Source organism: Streptomyces sp. NPDC054842 (genome assembly GCF_053611025.1).
Map to the genome: position 1 here is coordinate 173507 of NZ_JBSGZN010000007.1, position 17916 is coordinate 191422.

Consider the following 17916-nt stretch of genomic DNA (forward strand, 5'->3'; position numbering starts at 1 on the left):
AGGAAGCGGAACTCACCTGCGGCGTCGATGCAGTTCGATGGCCATCGGTGTGGCGGTGAACATCGAGGAGTAGGTGCCCACCGTGAGGCCGACCAGGACCCGCTGATCATCCTCACCGAGGGTGCCGTCGCCCACTTCGGCTTGCCCACCGACCTCGAGGATCAGGAAGGCCTCCGCCTGCCGGCCGACCACAAGGCCCTCAAGAGCCTCACCAAGGCCGGATGAAAACTCACCAAGGCGGAATTCGGGCCCTGGCCGCGGAGCCTCCACGGCAAACGCCACTGGATCCAGCTCTTTCTCACCCCTTGGGGCGCCCCGGCAGGTCGAGTTGCAGGAGCCTGAAGGCAAGGCTCTGACCGCTCTTCGCTGGCCGAGTGGCAAGAAACCCAAAGAGACGGTCGGTCCGCTGAATACGAGAGCGTCTACGGTCTGACCGCAGAACCGGCTATCTCCGAGTGGAAAGGGCACGACCCGCAGGCGGCGTCGGCCGACGAGTTCGAGACCGTTTGGTCGACCGCCCGCGGTGAACTGCAGGATCGGCAGCGGCGCCCCCCTTCTTGAGCACGTCCATCAGAGGAGGCTCAGGCCCCTTGGCCGACAGGTGTCTGGCTTGGGAGGATAGACGGCACCATCTGACCAGTGGTTCCGGATCCCGAACCAGGCGTTCGTGACGCCGGCCTTGGCGTTGCCCAGCTCCCGGTGTCACCCGGCTCCCGGTGGCGGAGTCAGTCCGAACCGCTCGACGATGCCGGGGAGCCAGGCAGGCCGGCCCAGCTCCAGGCCGTACTTTCCGGCAAGTCCGGCGACCGCGTCGGGCTCCGGCGGTCCGGCGGACACCAGTTCCGCCAGTTCGCGGAAGAAGTGCTCGAACCCGGCCGGAGTGATGATCTCGATCATCCGGGCCGGGACGGGACCGGCGTTCCACATCGTGTGCAGCTCGCCGCGCGGCTTCGTGATGTACCCGCCAGGGCCGAGGACGGTCTCGCGGTCTCCGGAGCGGAAGCCGATCTCGCCCTCGGTGACGATCGAGTACTCGTCCTCGCGCGTGTGCAGGTGCGGCGGCACGAGTGCGCCGACAGGGAACGGGTGTTCCACGACCGACAGCGCGCCGTCGGTGTCGGCGCCCCACAGTTTGAAGACCACCCCGATCGCTCCGATGTCGACCTCGGTCCCCTCCCCGGGTCGCACGACAGTGAGCGGAGGAACCTGCGGTTCGGCCATGGCGATCACTCCTCGGCGCGGGCGTTCTCGCATGTCGAGTCACACCTTTGCCCTCCCAACGAGTGTCCAACGCCGCTCGCGGGCCCGCAACACTTGATCGGACGCAGAAACGCCGACGGGTCGCCGGGGCTGGGTATCTCCATCGCCCGGCAGCCCGTCACACCGCGGTCACGACGCGCGGATGTACGACCCCGACACGGTGAGGATCTTCGCCTCGGTGGCACCTTCGGCGTCGCCGTAGACGTGGCCGACGTTCGACAGCGCGGCACCGTTCGAGCCGGTCGTCACCCGCAGGCGGTCGATATGCGTGCCGCCACCGCCCGCGTAGATACGCGGCTGCGACGCCGGGAACCCGGGCGCAGTGCGGCGGCGCCCGGGACGGCCAGGCTGCAGGCGGAGAGCCTCAAGTCCTCCGCCGGAACACCGAAAGGGCGCTGCCTGCATTTGCGCGTCGTACGACTTCCCGTGAACGGCAGGTGTGGAGGGGGTAGTGGGGGGACACTGCCTTCCTCGGACCAAGGGAGGCGTGTTGAGGATCGAGGAGCGGGAGTCCGCCCGAGCGTATGCGGCGAGCAGGGCATGGACGCTGGATTCGGCGGAGATGACGTGGAAAGGCATCACCACCTGCATCGACCGATGGACCAAGGCAGACACCGACATGACCGTGACGGTGGTCTGGGTGCACTCTCCCGACGTGTACCTCCACCCCTACTGGGCGAAAGGGCATTGGGAAGCCGACGGCAAGATGGGGCGCATCGAGTCGATGATGTCTGCTGACCACGTGACGGCAGTCAGCCTGCAGCGGGCCTTGGACGGAGAGGTTCTGCGCTGACGGGTCGGCAAGCGGGCCGCGCGCAGCGAAGGGTTGCTCCGCTGCCAAGCTTGCTCTTCCGCGGCTTTTCGACTCCGTCACAGCACCGGCGGATTGACGAGGCTGCCAGATCCCTGGGTCCGTCGGCGGTGCCCCTCGACGTCGGGGCCTCCCTGGTAGCCGGACGGCATCCGCACCCCGCCGGACCAGGGTCCGGCGCCCAGCGCAGGCAACCCGCCGCCACGGCATGGCGGGCCCCAGCAGGGCAGACGGTGACGCGGTGACGCCACCGAGACTGCCCCGGCAGCAGCGGCTCGCTGTCGCGCACGAACGTCCACAGCAGTGGAGCGTCCCTATCCACGTCGCCCACTGAGCTCAGTTCGAGGGTATACAGCGGTGGTGCACCGTAGATGCCGACACCGGCGAGCGACTCCCACGGCATGGTCGCGGACCGCCCACTCTGGCTGACGTGCACGCCGACTGCGTCCATGGTCACCCGCCTGCCCCAGATGGCTACCATGCCCCGGACGATCAGTACGAGGGCCCAGCGGACCGACAGCACGAGCGCGGCGGCGAGCACAACGCGAGCCCAGGCAAGCATCCCCTGCACCTGGCCGGGTACGAGCGCCCACACAGAGAACCCACAGGCCCCAGCCATGACCAAACCCGCCGCCAGTCGGCGGCGGATCAGCACGGCACTGCGTTGGACGACGACCAAGTCCCCGACCTCAACGGAACCAAACGCAAGCGGGCTGCCCGTGCCGACGCCCGACATCCCGGCCCCTGAGGCCAACCGCTCCCGGTGACCCTCGCGATCCGGGGCGCCCAGGTAGGAGAACGGCTGCTCTCGGCGGCCGAACCACAACTCCGGCGCCCACTGGAGCAAAGCCTTCTCATACGCCTTGTGAGAGGAACCGACGTCGATGCGGTAGCGGAGCCGGGACATGCCCGGCCGGATCGGGTCCCCGTCGCGGACGAATGTCCACAGCAGTGGATCATCGCGATCGACATCGTCCTTCGGGCAGAGCTCCACGGTGAAGACAACGGTCCGGCCCCGAGCCCACTGAAGGCCGGCTCCGGCCAACGACTCCCAGCGGACCAGAGCAACCTCCGCGCCCCGCATCCACCAGAACCCCGTCGCATCGAAGGCGATGACCCATCGACGGGCTCGCCAGCGGCGCACGAAGAGCACCATCGCGACGCAGCCCGGTGCCCACATCAGGGTAGAGAGCGCCCAGTCGGCTCCGTTCGCGCCCCCTCGCACGGCCAGCCAGACACCCAACACACCGACTGCGACCAACAACGACAGAATCGGCAAGCCCTGAAGCAGCCGCTGCCTCCCGTACCGGAAGACGGTCGCGTCCTCGGCGGGCCGCTCTCCATGGATCATGGAAGCGGACCTTACGGGACGGCGCCGTGAGCCCACCAGATGTCAGGGCTCCCCAAGCGCGACCGGCGTACAGGGCGACGATCGTTGGGACTTGCCAATCACCTTGGGTTTGACTCTGTCCGCGAAGCGAAGGGGTCGCCCGCGACGGCGTCGGCGCCCGATACAAGCCGGAGTGCCCTCTAGCTCGCCTTAGCCTGCCGGCCACCCGGGCTTGCGCTGGCCGCGGCTGTGGGGATGCTTGACCTCATCCACGCCTACAAGGCGAAGGGCTGCCATCAGGAATCCAGTTGTTCCGTGGTGGCGAGTCCAGGCAGAAGACCGTCGAGGGACTTCGCCTCACCCGTCAGTGCGCCTGCGAGAAGTACCGGTGCGCAGGACCGGGGCGAATGCCGACGCTGCGCTGGCCTTCCCTGCCCTGCCATGCGCCGTGAAGACTCTCGTTGCCCGCTGCTAGGCATACTCGCCATGCGAGCCGTTGCCTTCAGCCACAATATCTGCTGGTCAGTGGCCTGGCACGGCTGCCATGATCGGCTTCATGGGCACGGATATCCATGGATACATCGAGGTCAGGAGCAGTTTCATCGACAGCTCCGAGCCCGATGACGATGAGTTGTTCTTCCGGTGGCATCCAGCGGTTGCTCTGGATCATGTCTATAGCGGCCGGTCCTATGCGGCTTTCGGCTGTCTTTTCGGTGTCCGTGGAGGATTCTTCCCACCGCTTGCAGCGCAGCGTGGCTTTCCGCGAGACGCCTCACGCGCTGTAACTCGGGCTTTTGAGCGGCAACTTGAGGACGCGCACAGTCCGTCGTGGATCAGCTGGGCGGAATTGGAAGAGGCTGACTGGGGCAGCACGGAGTCAGTTGCCCAGCCGTCCTCACTTGAGACCCGTCTCACCCGGCGTGAGGTCGTGCGTGAGGTGGACTGGGGTGACGTCTGGTCGGTGATGGCCGTGCTCGCCAAGCGGCACGGGGGAGAGAACGTCCGTTTGGTGGTCTGGTTCGATAATTAGGACTGACTGGGCGGGGCATGACCGCAGTCGGGTGAGCTGCCCAGCCGATCGCTGGCCCTTTAACTTGCTGCTGGCTTCGGCCCCTCGCAACGATCGCGGCGCCGAGCTGGTGATGTGGAGGGGGCCCGGGCCGCGTGCGTGCGACACAGGTCCGCGCTGAGATATGCCCGGGCTCCCACTCGTATGAAGGAGTGATGAGCACGTGCGCCCCGTGATCTGGCGCAGCCATCGGTCCGTTGGGCTCGTATGCGTCGTTCGATCTTCGCGGCGACCGTGGCCGCACGTACTGCTTTGAGCTCCGCTTTGACGGCCATGGCCGGTGTCGAGCGCGGTGGGTGCGGGCAGTGGGGGGCCTGGCGACCGCAAGTGCCTCGGGGCCAAGGACTGGCGCGGGCCGTGGGTGGTGCTGCACATCGAGCGTCGGCGTGGCCATGACTGGGCGTGGTCGAGCGGGACGATCTCCGACTGGGGCCGTCTGTGGTTGGAGGCCTCCCAGGACGGGCGCATCCGGCGGGTGGACGTGACCCGATCGCCGGGCGACGGCGCGCCGGGGCAGTCGATGCTGTCCGCGACGGCCGTGTACGGCGGGCCCGGTTACCGCGGTGCGCGCCTGCGGGAGCGAAGCGAACGGTTCGCATCGGTCCTGCGCACGGTGGCACTGATGCCGCACTCAGACGGGAGTGGTTGTGTAGCAGTACCTGCCCGGGGGCTTGCCTGCGTGCGGGGGCGGAGGAGGCTGCGTGGTGCGGTTGCGTGCGGCGTCTTGTCGTCCGTGGGTGCTGAGCGCGGGGATGGTTCTTTGGTGGGGCGGACGCTGCCGGGATGGGCGCCCCGGCGGCGGCCGCGTGAGGACGGTGTGGCTCACCGTCCACGCGCCGTCCCCACCAGGGGCCGCCCCTGCCGGCCTTCCCGGGGTGCGCGGGAGTCATCCCGGGCTCGAACAGGCCTGGTGAGGGCTGCAGGGCGGGCTGGAGCGGGGAAGTGGCGGTGGTCCGGCTCCAGCACCGCCGCTTGCGGATGTGCTCACGTCCCTGCCCGGAGTCCGCCTCACCCGCATCGACGCCATGCGGGTCCGCGGCTCCTTGGAAAGCCCTCCGCGGTCTCCTGACAAGCCCGCCGCACCCCGGGGGCTGGCAGGCAACCTGACGAGGGGACCTTGGCTGACGGGTGGCGCGCGCCGTCAGCCGCGGCCATTGCGAATGCGCGCCGCCATGGAACACCGGCCACCTCCGCGGCGATGGTGCCCTGCGACCGCAGCGGGCGACTGCCACTGTCAGACCCAGGTGGCAGCATGACCGAAGTGAACGCCCCGAGGCGTCACCAACTCACCTCTGTAGCCCACGAAGAGGAGCATTTCCCTTGCGACTGCATCGCGTAGCGCCCGGCATCGCCGCGGGCATCCTCGCCCCGGCCCTCCTGCTCGCCACCCCGTCCTTCGCCGCCACCGCGGCACCGAGCACGGTGACGAGACTCGCGGTGTCCTCCTTTGCGGACGAGCCGGACGCCGACGACCTGCGGGTGGCCATCGCCCGGATCCTCGCCGACCCGGACAGCGGCCGGCGTGTGATACGAGAAGCCAACGCTCTCCTGGACGCCAACGACCCTGACGCGATGCGCGCCTGGCTGGAGACCGGCTACCGCATCGCCCAGGCCGAGGACGACCGTGTCGCCATCGCCCGCATCCTCGCCGACCCGTCCATCAGCCCGGCCCTGCGCGCGGCAGCCAACGCCGCCCTCGACGACAACACACCCGAAGCACTGCGCCACTTCCTGGAAGTCGGCAGGTACCAGGTCGCCTGACCGGCACGGCGTCGCACCAACAGGCATCGCCCGGTCGGCACCCCCTGCCGCACCCTGGTCGCCGGGGATCCGGGGATCCGGGGATCCGGGCGGGGCCGCCTGCACCTTTGTGTGCCGGTGGTCCCGCGGGGCAGGCCCTGTGCTGGCTCGGCGTCCTCCGCAGACTCTGTGGTCCCGCCAGCCGGTGCGGCATGGGCCACTGACACCTCCGACAGCAGAAAGCACATTCCTCGATGACCACACACCTCTCACGCACCGAGCGCAGTGGTGCGCAGACCGCTTCCGGTGTGACCGACCTGCCGTTCAAGCCTCAGCTCGTCAAAGTGGTGTTTCGGGACGTGACCTCGTTGCACGTCTCGCGGCCGGCCGCGTGGGCCGCCGCGTCGGTGACGCGGACCGTGCTGACGCAGATCATCGACGGCGCGAGAAGTGCCGCGGCCGAGGAGGCCAGGACGAGGCTGATGCCCAAGGACCTCATCTCGGCGATCGACCAAAACGTCGAGGTGGAGGTGGGATCGGCGTGGTACCTGCACAGTCCGACCTTTCACGGCCTGATGGGCGAGATGCGCAACGCCGATGGTGCGCTGGTGTCTCTTCGTGAGCGCCGCGGGGCGCGTACACCCAGTGGTGTGGCTGGCGCCCACCGGTTCGGGGCCGGGGTGAGAAGGCTGCTGGGGAGCCGGGGGGTGAGGGCGGTCCCGGCGATGGTCCGCGACCTGGACGGAATCGCGAGTGTGTTTTTGACGGCCCTGGCCAGGGACGCGGCCAAGATTGTCCGCGAGGGCGGGGCCAAGCGGTTCGGAACGGTCACTCTGGTGATGCCGGGCGAGCCGTCCCCGACCCCGCTGCTCAAGGACCCCCTCCTCGCCCTGTCGACCCGCCGTGGGGACGGGCGCACTGTCGGCGGAGACGACGTCCTGGCTGCTGTCACGATGCAGCTGTTCGGTGACCTCAGACAACGCGCCCTCACCGAGGCAGCTGAGATGACACCCAACACGCCGGCCAACTGATCGGGGCCGCCCCGCGCTTCGCGCATTGCACCTCCGGGGCGCACCTGACCAGGACACTAGCTTGTCAGCGTCAGCGTCAGCGTCAGCGTCAGCGTCAGCGTCAGCGTCAGCGTCAACGTCAACGTCGGCGCGGCGAGTTGTGGCGAGCGACTTTGCGGCGCGGATCAGTTCGCTTGCTGTCCTACGGATCGAGTTTCGGCCACGCGACGGCCAGGGTGTCGGTGAGGAGCCCGCCCGGCCCCGGCCAATGCTTCGGTTTGGCCGCCCGTTGTCATCCATGACTGTCGTGATGTGGGGTATTCGGCCGGGATGCCAAGCGAGGCAAAGCAGTGATCCATGGTGGGGAGAAGGGCGGGTCGCACTGGTGACGAGCGCGGATGCGGTTTTCGCGTGGCTGGGGGCCGGAGCGTTGCTCGCTGCCGTGCTACCTCGAATCCTGGCTGGACGACCGCTGTCACTGCCACTGGTCTTCCTGCTGTGCGGCATCGCCGTGTATCTGCTCCCGCTGCCCTTGCCTGCGATCGATCCGGTGGATGACCGGGTGGTCGCTGAGCATGTCAGCGAGGTGGTGGTGATCATCTCGTTGATGGGCGCGGGGCTGGCGCTCAACCGGCCTATTGGGTGGCGACGGTGGGGCACGACGTGGCGAGTCCTGGGTATCACCATGCCGTTGACGTTTCTGATCACCGCGCTGGTGGCCTGGTGGTTGCTGGACTGGCCGCCGGCGGCCGCAGTGCTGCTGGGGGCTGTCCTGGCGCCCACCGATCCGGTGCTCGCCGCGGAAGTGCGGGTGGGCGAGCCCACGGATGACGAACACGATGAGGACGAGGTCCGGTTCGCTCTCACCAGTGAGGCGGGCCTGAACGACGGACTCGCCTTTCCACTGACGTACGCGGCGGTGGGGCTCGCCGCCGCCGCGGGCAGCGGATGGTCGACTGAGTGGATCGGTCCGTGGGCAGCGCAGGAGCTCGCGTACAAGTGCATCGTCGGTGCACTGAGCGGGCTGCTGGTAGGGCGGTTGCTGGGCTGGCTGCTCTTCTGGACACGTTCAAGAGTGCTGCGGCTGTCTCAGCACCGGGAGGGCTTTGTCGCGCTGGGCGCCACCTTCCTGTCTTACGGAGTGACGGAGCTCGCCGGGGGTTATGGATTCCTGGCGGTGTTCGTCACCGCGTGCGCCATCCGGGCCGCCGAGCGAGCACACGGCTACCACAACGTCCTGCACGACTTCATGGAACAGGTGGAGCGCCTGCTGACTGCGGCCGTGCTGTTCTTTCTGGGTGCCTTCATCGCGCTGGGCGGCCTGTCGGCTCTTACGTGGCAGGGCGCGGCCACCGCATGCGTGGTGCTGCTGGTGATTCGGCCGCTGTCGGGCTGGGCCGGACTGCTGCGGAGCTCCTTGGGAAGCCGGGAACGCTGGGTCGTCGCGACATACGGCGTCCGCGGAATCGGCTCGCTGTACTACCTTGCCTACGCCTTGGGCCAGCACGATTTTGCTGTCCCCCAGCGGGAGCTGTGGGCAGTGGTGACCTTCACTGTACTGGCCTCAGTAGTGCTGCACGGCGTCACAGCGGGCCCGGTCATCGCACGCCTCGACCGGCTCCGGGAAACCCCCGATCCGAGTAGCGACCAGGATCTACGCAGGGCCCGCAGCAGCGCCCTGGGCGACGAAGGCCGCTGACCAGTTCCGTCGCGTTTCGTGCCCGCTGGCTGAGCCAGTTCGCATCTACGCCAGCCTGATCTTCAGCGTGTACGCGCTGCTGCTCCGTACTGCTGCTCCGTACTGCTGCTCCCGGCTGGCACGGCGTCCGCCCGGCGCTCCATGGACGGCCGCGCCCCGTCGGCGTCCTCGGGGGTGACGCTGCGGCGTCCGCGTGCGCGGTCGGTGAGCTGGTGGAGGTAGCCGATCCATGCCTGCATAAATGCCTCCGGTCCTCCTTCCTCGGCACCGGGCAGCCGCAGCAGCCCCTGTCCGGTGCCGGCCTGTTCGGCCAGCACCGACTCCAGCCAGATGGCGAGCGAGGCCATTTCGAGGGCGAGGCACATGGACAGCGCCTGCACCACGCGCGACGGGTTGATCGCCATACGCACCGTCTGGGCCAAGATCAGGGGAAAGCCGGACTCCTCCAGAAACGCCCGCAGGCGGGCGATGACCGAGTTGTCGGGCATCCCGAGTCCGTGCTCCAGGTACGGGCCGCCAGTCCCGGCGAGCACCACTGCGGCGTGGCGTGCGGCGGCCATCTCCTCAGGGCCGGCCGCCCGGAGCAGGCCGAGAGAATGCCGAGAAGTCGAACATGCAACCGATCGGAGCGCTTTGCGGGGCGCCACGGCGCGGCGAGGACCAACTTGCGTGCTCAGGCGGGCTGGCGGAGCGCGTTGACCAGTGCGCGTGGGTTGTCGGCGTGGAAGCGGATGGTGTGGGCCTTGTGCGTTGCGCCGAGCGGGCGGGTGAAGGGGAGTGGCCGGTTCAGCTCCAGGGTCACCGAGGTCTGGTTGCCCACGATGAGGTTGAGGACCCCGTCTTCGGAGAGGGTGATCAGGCGGCCATCGGGAAAGCGCCGGTCGACGCGGACCGAGGCGACCGCGTCCGCAGGTATGGCGAGGTCGAAGAGGGCTCCGTAGCGGATCCGCAGAGAGCCGTCGGGACGTACGACGTGCGGCCGGGTGACGCAGGCGGCGTGCAGGGCCAGTACGAGGACGACGCCGTACAGGTCGAGTACCAGGATCACTCGGTGGACTACCGGCCACGGGATGAGGAAGGCCAGGCCCACCGTCTCGATGACCATCACGAAGAGCAGCCCGTACATCATCGCGGTCTGGGGCCCGGTGTACGCGGCAGCGACGTCCCCGCGGCGCACCCCGTGCGTGCCGCGCCGTACCCACCGCCCCAGGGAGGCGACGGCGCGCAGCTCGTGGAGGACCAGGCGGCGGACTGAGGCTGGCACCGCCTCCTGTACGGCAGCTCGCCGCGCCGCCCGGCGGTCTGCGCCGCGGGCGCGCGCGGCGACATACAGCAAGCGCAGCACCCAGGCTTCCAGCAGCAGCAGCACCGCGCCCGCCAGCGCCTCGGCGCCCGCCAGCGCCCATCCGGGCGGCCGGACCCCAACCACCAGGCAGATTGGCAGGGCCAGTTCCCCCGGCAGCACGGCGGCTACCGCGACCCGCGCCGCCCGAACGCCCCTTGGTCGGCCGCTCATCCCCGGCCCCTTTCCACGAACGCGTCCATGAGCCGGCCCACGACTTCCGCTTGCGCGGGGGCGTACTCGGCGAGCAGCGCCTCCTTGAACCCGGTCACGACGACCCCGTCCTCGGGGATCGCGGCGAACAACTCCTCGGGGACGGCAGCCATCAGGTCAGCTGCCAGGGGCGCGATTCGTGGATCGCCAGTGGGGGCTTCGGCGAGCGCGTCGAGACGCTCATACAGTTCGATGACCGCGGGATCGCCGACCAGCGTCCCGAGCAGCGCGAAAATCTCTTGGCCACCGGAGCCGTCGGCGTCCATCAACGTGAGGTACTCGCGGTCCTTGGCCGCGCTCGGCGAGTCTGTCCTGGGAGCCTGTGCCAGCAGTGCGGCGAGGGCGGGCGAGACGGGCCCGGTCACGTCGGGCGGCTCGGCGAGCAGGACGCTGAGCCGGCCGCGGCGCTCGCGGATGTCGGCTTCCTGGCGGGCCAGGTCGGCGTCGAGTTCCTCCAACACCTCGGCCAGTTCGCGCCCTGCATCGTCGGCGAGGACGTCGCGCACTTCATCGAGGCTGAGGCCGAGTTCGGTGAGCCTGCGCACTCGGGCGAGCAGGACAGCATCACGGACGCTGTAGGCCCGGTAGCCGTTGGGGCGCCGCTCCGGTTCCGGAAGCAGCCCGACATGGTGGTAGTGCCGGATCGCCCGGGTGGTGAGCCCCACGAGCGCGGCGGTCTCTCCGATTCGCATGCCGCCAGTAGAAACCCTGCCGTTGGGTCAAGGTCAAGCGTTGGAAGCCGTCGGCCTAAACGATTCATGGGCGTCTACGCGCTGGAGTGGTGCGTCTTCGTCAGCGCACGTATATTGCCGGAGTCCGCTGTCGCTACCCCTCATCGTCTCGTCGAGTTCGACTCTGTTCGGGTCGCGAAGTGGGCGTAGGCCGCCGCCAGCCGGGGTGGAGGCTGTGAAGCTGTAGCGGCCCCAACGCTGAGGTTGCGGTGCTTGAGCGGGGAGAGGCGGGCGATGCCCTGTTAGCTTCCTCGCATCGAATATGTATTGCGGTTCCATCCCGAGGACGAGGCATGCTCGGCGAACGCTGCGCTCCGTAGGCGTGAGGTCTCGGGAGATGCCTAACCTTTGTGCTCTGGACATGGTTGACACGTTCGGCTGAATGTCCGCCATCCCCGACTACCGATGCTGCAGGGCTGCTTCCGCCTGACGTGGATGTTCGGCAGCTGGCCGAGTGCCACCGGCCAGGCCATGGGTCTCAGCGTTCCGGCGGGCGTTGGTACCTGCGGCTGCCCGTTGGTTGATGGAAGCCGGGGTGACCCGGCGGAATGGGACTTCGGTGGTGGTGCGAGGATGCGCGGATGCGTGAGGTCCATGACCTAATCAACGTCGACGATCCGGCCTGGCCCGTTCTCCTTGAAGTGCTGTCCGGTACGGACGTTTCTGTCAGGGTGCTGCCTGGCGATGCTGAGGTAGGCCGTGCGGGCCTGTGGCAACTACAGGTCTCCGCCCGATCACACCTGGGCGGAATCGTGTTGAACTGCGGTGGTCTGCTCGTGGACAGCGGATGGCTGCGGATCTTCGGCAGTCCGCGTGGCACCGACGCGGAGGGTCTGCCCAGTCTGGCCGAGGTCAACGCGATGCCCTCGGTGTTCGATCCAACCTGGCGTCCGGAGGCAGGGGTCGTGGTCGGGCACGATGTGCTGGGCGGGGTCTTCGCCTGTAACGGGGTCAATTACCGTGAGGCCGGTCGGCCCGGCGAGCCGGGCGAGGTCGTCTACTTTGCCCCCGACACCCTTACATGGTCAGCCTTGGGTGCCGGGCATTCGGCCTGGCTGTCCTGGATCCTCTCCGGAGGGCTTGAGGAGTTCTACAGGGATCTGCGGTGGGACGGCTGGCGCAGTGAGGTCATGGCGCTGAACGGGCGGCAAGGACTGTCGTTCCTTCCGCCGTTGTGGTCGGCCGAGGCCCGCCAGGACGTGCTGGCGACCAGCCGGCGTGCGGTGCCCACGGCGGAGCTCTTGAGCCTGAGCCGCGACTCGTGCCTTCAGTTCGGCGGCGTTGACCCGGGCTTCCTCGGCGCCGTGTGAACGGCTCGGCCGGGCGAGGTGTACGGGGGTACGGGGTGCGGTCTGGGCGTGGCCGGGGCGGGCGTGCTGCGCGGGACGACGGCGGCGTTTGTCGTCCGGCTCAGGCAGCGCCTGTGCCAGCCAGGTACGCCGGCCCACCTGCGCACCGATTGCCGCATAGACGGCGGAGCCGGCCAGCATGCCGACTGCCAGCGAGCCGCTGACGCCGGCCGATCCAGTCCGTGGACGCGGGTGACAGTGCCGGCAGGATCCTGTCCGTGGACCCCAGCGTCGGCGGGGTCCTGCCAACATGCCGGGCGCCACCGACATGTAGTCGGGGGTCGGGAGGGTGTGTCCAAGCGGGAACGGTGGGAGGCGCCTCTGAGGTGGCCGATCCGGGTACCGATCTGGTGCCGGTGTCCGGGATGTGCGGGTGGCGTGGTTGTTGTTCACAGGGGATGATCACCGAGTTCTGTCAGCGTGCTGGCTTCTGAGTTTGTTCCGGGGGATGTTGTGGACCGCTTGAACCGTCATCGTGGCAAGGCTATGGCTGCCGTCGTGCTGCTCACGGGCTTGATCATGGCCTGTTCTGGCCCGGCCGCGACTTCGAAAGCTCCTCGGTCCCAGAAGGCGACGAGCTCCCGCACCGTACCCACTGCGCGCACGACGGCCAGCTCCGATCGGGAGTGGTTGGACACAAAGGCTCGCGACCTGCTCGGCAGGACGGAGCAGTTGGGTTCTGACGACGCGGACTTTGTTTTGTCCGGCTCTCTCGCCATACCCGGCATGGACGTGGACGAGACCGTGGAGTCCGGCGTCGCGCTGCGGGTGGAGGTGGCATGCGTGGGGGAGGGCACGGTCACCTTCACGGCCGTCTCCGGCACCGTCAAGAAAGCCAAGCGTGTCGACTGCACGCAGCCGGTGACGGGCAGGTTCGACATCACCACGGCCGGGCCGAGTCTCGCGATCGGAGCCGACTCCAACGGGACGGAGAGGCTGGGTACCGCCTACGTCGTACGTCACGTCACCTGACCGCCGCGGACTTATCGCCGGTCCCTGTCTGACCAACAGCCCGAGGGATCCGCGAAAGTGCTCTTCCCTTGTGGAACCAGTCCAGGGGGGCGGCGTCCCTCCATGAGCCCGGAAGATCGACTGCTTGGGAGAACTCGCGTATGACCGGGACTGCCGCCCGCTATCTCTATCTCACTCGCCACGGCAACGAGCTCATCGAAGCCGCCGACGAGAAGGCAGCTGACCAAGACCATCGCCCGCTGCGGCCGCGTCGACCTTCTGTGCATCGACGAGCTCGGCCACAGGGCACGCGACCGCCGTGGCGCCCTACTTCCTTTTCCAGGTTCTAGCGGAGCATGAGGAGAAGAACAGCGTCGCCATCGCCTCCAGCGAGTCGTCGTCCACAGCGCACTTGTTTCGGCGAACTCGTGTGAGGTGCTGCCGGAGCCTCACGGGTTCAATGGTGCCGAGGATGTTGCCGAGTTGCCTCGGTGTTCGCGCCACGCGGTCCTGAGGGCTTCCAGCTCGGCGCGAGGGAAGTGCTCACCCCACTTGCCGCGGTATGTGCTTTCGCCGTACTCGCTGACGACCTCGTCGAAGCAGCGGATCACTGCTCGGGCGACGACGTCGATATCCTGCTGGGTGAACCAGATCCGGTCCCCTTCTTGTCGTGGGCACTACCGTGAGCCAGCTCCAGCAAGCGGATCCACACGCTGGTGCCTTCACGGTAGAAGATCCACCGGAAGGCGGTGGGCTCGGCCTCGAACTGCGCTCGGCATTCGGTCTCGCCGACGATCAGGCGTGTATGGCCGCCTCAACCAGCACACACTCGCTCGGCTCCGCCCTCGACATCATCAACGAGCACGAAGAACACGCGCCCGCCACACCCGTCACAGACGGAAGGGAATGATCTTCACCGGACGGTCGTCGGCAGTGTTTCGGAGAGACCGCGCGGCCTGCAAAGACGCCCTCGCCAGCCTGATCATCAGCGTGTGCAGGCATGTCGTTCCGGACGCCGAGACCAGCACCCGTCCTCCTTGACCGGGGGATGGGGGGACCCGCCCAGGGTCAGGGCCGGAGACCTGCGCGTCGGAGCGTCAGGGTCGACAGGGCGGCGATGACGTCCGGATCCCCGCGGCGCCAGGCGTCGGCGAGGCCACCCGGGGGTGTGGGGATCGCGGCCAGGGGCCGTTGTGGTCCGGTGAGGGCGCGTAGTGCGAGGAGGTCGGCACCACCGGGGGTGTCGAGGAGGTGACGGGTGGTGGCGCTACGCCGGATCCACCGCAGTCGTGGGACGAGCCACAACATGAGGATGACGGCAGTCGGGAGGGCGATCAGGGCGATCGTCGTGAGGGTGGCGATGTGGCCCACGGTGTCCTGCAACGACTGTCCGGCGTCGGAGAGGCTGCTGCCGGCCTCGGCCGCGGACTGGAGCGGCTTCTTCAACGAGTCACCAACGAAGGGGACCTTGGAGGCCGCATCGCCGGCGTCGTCGAGATGGGAGGCAAGACTGTCGCCCGCGCTCTCGGCCTTGCGTCCGGGCTCGGCCAGCGTCAGGATCGCGTCACGGACGACCAGGGCGAACGTCACCGTGATCGCGATCAGGAGCAGGGCGGTCAGATCGGCGATCAGCTGACGACTTCGGCGTGCTGGGGTCTGGGCGTAGAGACGCATGGACGTGCTCCTGTTCCGGCGGTGTGACGTCGAGGAAGGCCGTTGGTCCGGTAGTACGGGTCGTCGTGATTGCGGGGGTGGCGGCGGGGATCGGCGGGTTGGTTTCACGGTACGTGGGACGCGCGGACGATATCGGGGTACGCGCGCCCGTGACCTGTCGCGTCCCTCGCCGACCGGCCGTCACGGGCATCCCCCGGCCGAGCGCGGTGCGTCGGCATCGAAGCCTGACCGCCTGGCGTTTTCCAGCAGCGATGCGCTTCATGAACCAGCAAACGAAAGCTGCTCATGACCGGACCCGACGGGTAACCGGGCACGCCGGAATCCAACAGCGCTGTGGAGGTGGCAGAGACGGGGAACTGAACTTCAGCGAGCCAAGGGCGACAAACCAGAAGATGCCAAAGGATCGGGCCCGCGCCGACTGCCGCCAAGAGGTTGGTGGATGTGTCCGGTGGCGCACGACTGACCGGGTGCGCAGACCACGCGTCGGCGCCGCCTGCCGGCTCTGCGTAGTGGGCGTGCACATGCCGACTACGCAAGGGCCCTGGAAAGCGTGGTGCTCGCCTGCGCAGGAGCACCGCTGCTGCGCATCCTTCGAACCCGGCACCGGGCACAGATCGTGGTCGCTCCTGGTGGTGGCGCGAGACGTACTCGCTGGAGCAGCGCCGCGCTGGATCAGCGTGCCTCCACTCATGTGCAGCGAGCCGACACACGACAGAGCCCGGTCAGGGGAGGAACACCAGCCGGGCGTCGCCTTGTTCAGAGCCCTAACAAAGGCGTTGGACGTGTCGGTGGGTGATGAGGCAGGTGGCGAGGCTGAGGAAGGCTTCGTGGGCGTCGTCGCGTCGTTCCCAGCGGATGCGTAAGCGGCGGAAGCCGTGCAGCCAGGAGATGGTGCGTTCGACGACCCAGCGGAAGGTGCCCAGGCCGGTGCCGTGTGGCCGGCCTCGTTCGGCGATCGCCGGGGGGATGCCTCGCTCGCGCAGGAGTCGGCGGTACTTAGTCGAGCTGATTCTTCGACCGCAGCTTCTTCAGCAGGAGCGCATGCGGCTGGTCCCAGACGCCGGCCTCGTTCCAGGCGGCCAGACGCCGCCAGCAGGTCATGCCGGAGCCGAAGCCCAGCTCCTGCGGCAGGTACTCCCATTGGATGCCGGTATGCAGCACGTACAGGATCCCGCACAACGCCTGCCGGTCCGGCACCCTCGGTTGGCCCTCGACCTGCTTGGGCCCTGGCTTCGGCAGCAACGGCTCGATCAGCGCCCACAGTTCATCCGAGACGATCCACGGCCGCGACTGTCTCTTCCCCACGACCACACCAACGAACCAGCCAGCCGACAGGCACATGATCAACAGCTTTTGTTAGAGCCAGTGAGAGCTGTCAGTCACACTCCGTGCCATCCGCTCATACCAGTGTCGTCATGGGTGATCAAGCCTGCGTGAGTGCCACTTGAAGGTGGTGGCAGGCAGTCAGGTTGGGGTGGGGTTCCGCGCATCCCGAAACCACCTCCGCAGCCCTTGCCCTCGCCCTTGCCGACGGCCCGGGAATCTCCTTCGGGCCCACACCGAGCCTGAGCTGCTCTCGAGGCACGCTCAACTGGTTTCGCAGCGAAGGGTCGTTGCCTTTCATAAACCACCTCCGCAGCCCTTGCCCTCGCCCTTGCCGACGGCCCGGGAATCTCCTTCGGGCCCACACCGAGCCTGAGCTGCTCTCGAGGCACGCTCAACTGGTTTCGCAGCGAAGGGTCGTTGCCTTTCATAAAGTGCAAAATGCCGACTTTGGCAGCATAATTGGACGCAGGGGGCCACCCTGAGGAGTTGCCATGCCCATGCTTCTGATCAAAGGCATGTACGAAGTCAAGGGCTCCCAGCCGGACGGGGACACGGTGGCCTTCACCCCCGACGAACCGGCCGAATGGGACCTCGTGGGCGGCGGGCGCGGCCGCGCCGTCGAGCACAGTGCCACGGGACGCGCGAAGCTGCGGCTGGACGCGATTGACGCACTGGAGACGCACTACGGTGCCAACCGTGTCCACCAGCCCCTGCAGTTCGCCCACGCCGCGCGTGACGAGCTGCTGAGCTGGATGGGATTCACCGAGGTCGAGCGCGAGGGCGAGAACGTGATCGCCACCGCCCCGGACGCGGTCCCCGGCTTCGTCCTCACCCGAGGCACCGATGTACACGGCCGGTGCATCGCCCTTGCGGGCCGCGGCGCACCGCCGGGGGACAGCGGCCGGGAGATCGATGTAGACCCTGTCGTGCTGAGGACGACACTCAACCACCACATGCTCGCTGCGGGCCTGACCTACCCGACGTTCTACCGCAGCCTGTTCACCAGCCTGCGCGCCGAGATGGCCACCACCGCAGAACAGGCCCGGACGGCGGGCCGGGGTTTGTGGCCGAGTGACGTCACCCTGAGCGGGGTGAAGGTGAGCGGCCTGTCCTCGCTGACGGACGACGCCGTGCTCCTGCCCAAACTGTTCCGCCGCCTGGTGGATTACCTGAACCTCGGAACGCTGCCGCTTACCTGCTTCCCCGCGTTTCTGGCAGGAGTGGGGGACCGGTTCTCCATCCTGTCCACGGGCGAGCGCTGCGTGGGACTGCACCGGGTCGTGGAGACCACTAACGGCGAGATTGTGCGGATGACCCGCCCGCCCGAGGATCTGCTGTTCGAGGACTCCTGAGAACAGCTGAGAACACCTGAGACCGGCATGGGCCCCGCCCGCACGGCGGGGCCCATGCC

At 68.2% G+C, this 17916-nt stretch carries 15 protein-coding genes and 2 pseudogenes; 10 read left to right on the forward strand and 7 right to left on the reverse strand.

Going from position 1 to position 17916, the window contains the following annotated elements:
* Positions 1-12: 12 nt before the first annotated feature.
* On the reverse strand, positions 13-282 hold the full coding sequence (locus ACWGIS_RS08180; protein WP_453361569.1) for a hypothetical protein: 270 nt from the start codon (positions 280-282) through the stop codon (positions 13-15).
* Between the two features lie 420 nt (positions 283-702).
* A complete protein-coding gene (locus ACWGIS_RS08185) occupies positions 703-1221 on the reverse strand; it encodes a cupin domain-containing protein (RefSeq protein ID WP_453361570.1) in 519 nt (172 codons plus the stop codon).
* Positions 1222-1747: 526 nt separating this feature from the next.
* Between ACWGIS_RS08185 and ACWGIS_RS08190 the strand changes: the two genes are divergently transcribed.
* From ACWGIS_RS08190 to ACWGIS_RS08210, 5 genes are all read left to right on the forward strand, one after another.
* Positions 1748-2053, forward strand: coding sequence for a hypothetical protein (locus ACWGIS_RS08190; RefSeq protein ID WP_453361571.1), 306 nt, complete (start codon positions 1748-1750; stop codon positions 2051-2053).
* Between the two features lie 1892 nt (positions 2054-3945).
* The gene (locus ACWGIS_RS08195; RefSeq protein ID WP_453361572.1) at positions 3946-4431 is read left to right on the forward strand and encodes a hypothetical protein; all 486 of its coding nucleotides are present in this window, start codon (positions 3946-3948) and stop codon (positions 4429-4431) included.
* 1359 nt (positions 4432-5790) lie between these two features.
* A complete protein-coding gene (locus ACWGIS_RS08200; RefSeq protein WP_453361573.1) occupies positions 5791-6231 on the forward strand; it encodes an ALF repeat-containing protein in 441 nt (146 codons plus the stop codon).
* Positions 6232-6464: 233 nt separating this feature from the next.
* Positions 6465-7241 carry a hypothetical protein gene (locus tag ACWGIS_RS08205; RefSeq protein ID WP_453361574.1) on the forward strand — a complete coding sequence of 259 codons (777 nt, stop codon included), beginning with the start codon at positions 6465-6467 and terminating at the stop codon, positions 7239-7241.
* A gap of 364 nt (positions 7242-7605) precedes the next feature.
* A complete protein-coding gene (locus tag ACWGIS_RS08210; RefSeq protein ID WP_453361575.1) occupies positions 7606-8919 on the forward strand; it encodes a cation:proton antiporter in 1314 nt (437 codons plus the stop codon).
* Between the two features lie 62 nt (positions 8920-8981).
* Here the strand turns inward: ACWGIS_RS08210 and ACWGIS_RS08215 are convergent, their stop codons facing one another.
* The 3 genes from ACWGIS_RS08215 to ACWGIS_RS08225 form a co-directional block, all read right to left on the reverse strand.
* Positions 8982-9479 (reverse strand): hypothetical protein, encoded by a 498-nt coding sequence (locus tag ACWGIS_RS08215; protein WP_453361576.1) that lies wholly within the window; start codon positions 9477-9479, stop codon positions 8982-8984.
* Positions 9480-9592: 113 nt separating this feature from the next.
* Positions 9593-10435 carry a hypothetical protein gene (locus ACWGIS_RS08220; protein WP_453361577.1) on the reverse strand — a complete coding sequence of 281 codons (843 nt, stop codon included), beginning with the start codon at positions 10433-10435 and terminating at the stop codon, positions 9593-9595.
* On the reverse strand, positions 10432-11166 hold the full coding sequence (locus tag ACWGIS_RS08225; protein ID WP_453361578.1) for a MerR family transcriptional regulator: 735 nt from the start codon (positions 11164-11166) through the stop codon (positions 10432-10434). The genes ACWGIS_RS08220 and ACWGIS_RS08225 overlap by 4 nt, the downstream gene beginning before the upstream one ends.
* A 620-nt stretch (positions 11167-11786) precedes the next feature.
* Here ACWGIS_RS08225 and ACWGIS_RS08230 point away from each other — a divergent pair.
* The 4 genes and pseudogenes from ACWGIS_RS08230 (at position 11787) to ACWGIS_RS08245 (ending at position 14415) form a co-directional block, all read left to right on the forward strand.
* Positions 11787-12515 carry a DUF2625 family protein gene (locus tag ACWGIS_RS08230; RefSeq protein WP_453361579.1) on the forward strand — a complete coding sequence of 243 codons (729 nt, stop codon included), beginning with the start codon at positions 11787-11789 and terminating at the stop codon, positions 12513-12515.
* 669 nt (positions 12516-13184) lie between these two features.
* The gene (locus tag ACWGIS_RS08235) at positions 13185-13526 is read left to right on the forward strand and encodes a hypothetical protein (protein WP_453361580.1); all 342 of its coding nucleotides are present in this window, start codon (positions 13185-13187) and stop codon (positions 13524-13526) included.
* A gap of 179 nt (positions 13527-13705) precedes the next feature.
* A pseudogene (locus ACWGIS_RS08240) lies at positions 13706-13902 on the forward strand (ATP-binding protein); the annotation flags it as partial.
* 285 nt (positions 13903-14187) lie between these two features.
* The gene (locus tag ACWGIS_RS08245) at positions 14188-14415 is read left to right on the forward strand and encodes a hypothetical protein (RefSeq protein ID WP_453361581.1); all 228 of its coding nucleotides are present in this window, start codon (positions 14188-14190) and stop codon (positions 14413-14415) included.
* A gap of 158 nt (positions 14416-14573) precedes the next feature.
* On the opposite strand, the gene ACWGIS_RS08250 is transcribed toward ACWGIS_RS08245, so the two are convergent.
* Together ACWGIS_RS08250 and ACWGIS_RS08255 are read right to left on the reverse strand one after the other, a co-directional pair.
* Positions 14574-15179 carry a hypothetical protein gene (locus ACWGIS_RS08250; RefSeq protein WP_453361582.1) on the reverse strand — a complete coding sequence of 202 codons (606 nt, stop codon included), beginning with the start codon at positions 15177-15179 and terminating at the stop codon, positions 14574-14576.
* A 764-nt stretch (positions 15180-15943) separates the two neighbouring features.
* A pseudogene (locus ACWGIS_RS08255) lies at positions 15944-16520 on the reverse strand (transposase).
* A 476-nt stretch (positions 16521-16996) separates the two neighbouring features.
* Here ACWGIS_RS08255 and ACWGIS_RS08260 point away from each other — a divergent pair.
* The gene (locus ACWGIS_RS08260; protein WP_453361583.1) at positions 16997-17857 is read left to right on the forward strand and encodes a nuclease; all 861 of its coding nucleotides are present in this window, start codon (positions 16997-16999) and stop codon (positions 17855-17857) included.
* The last annotated feature ends 59 nt before the right edge of the window (positions 17858-17916 follow it).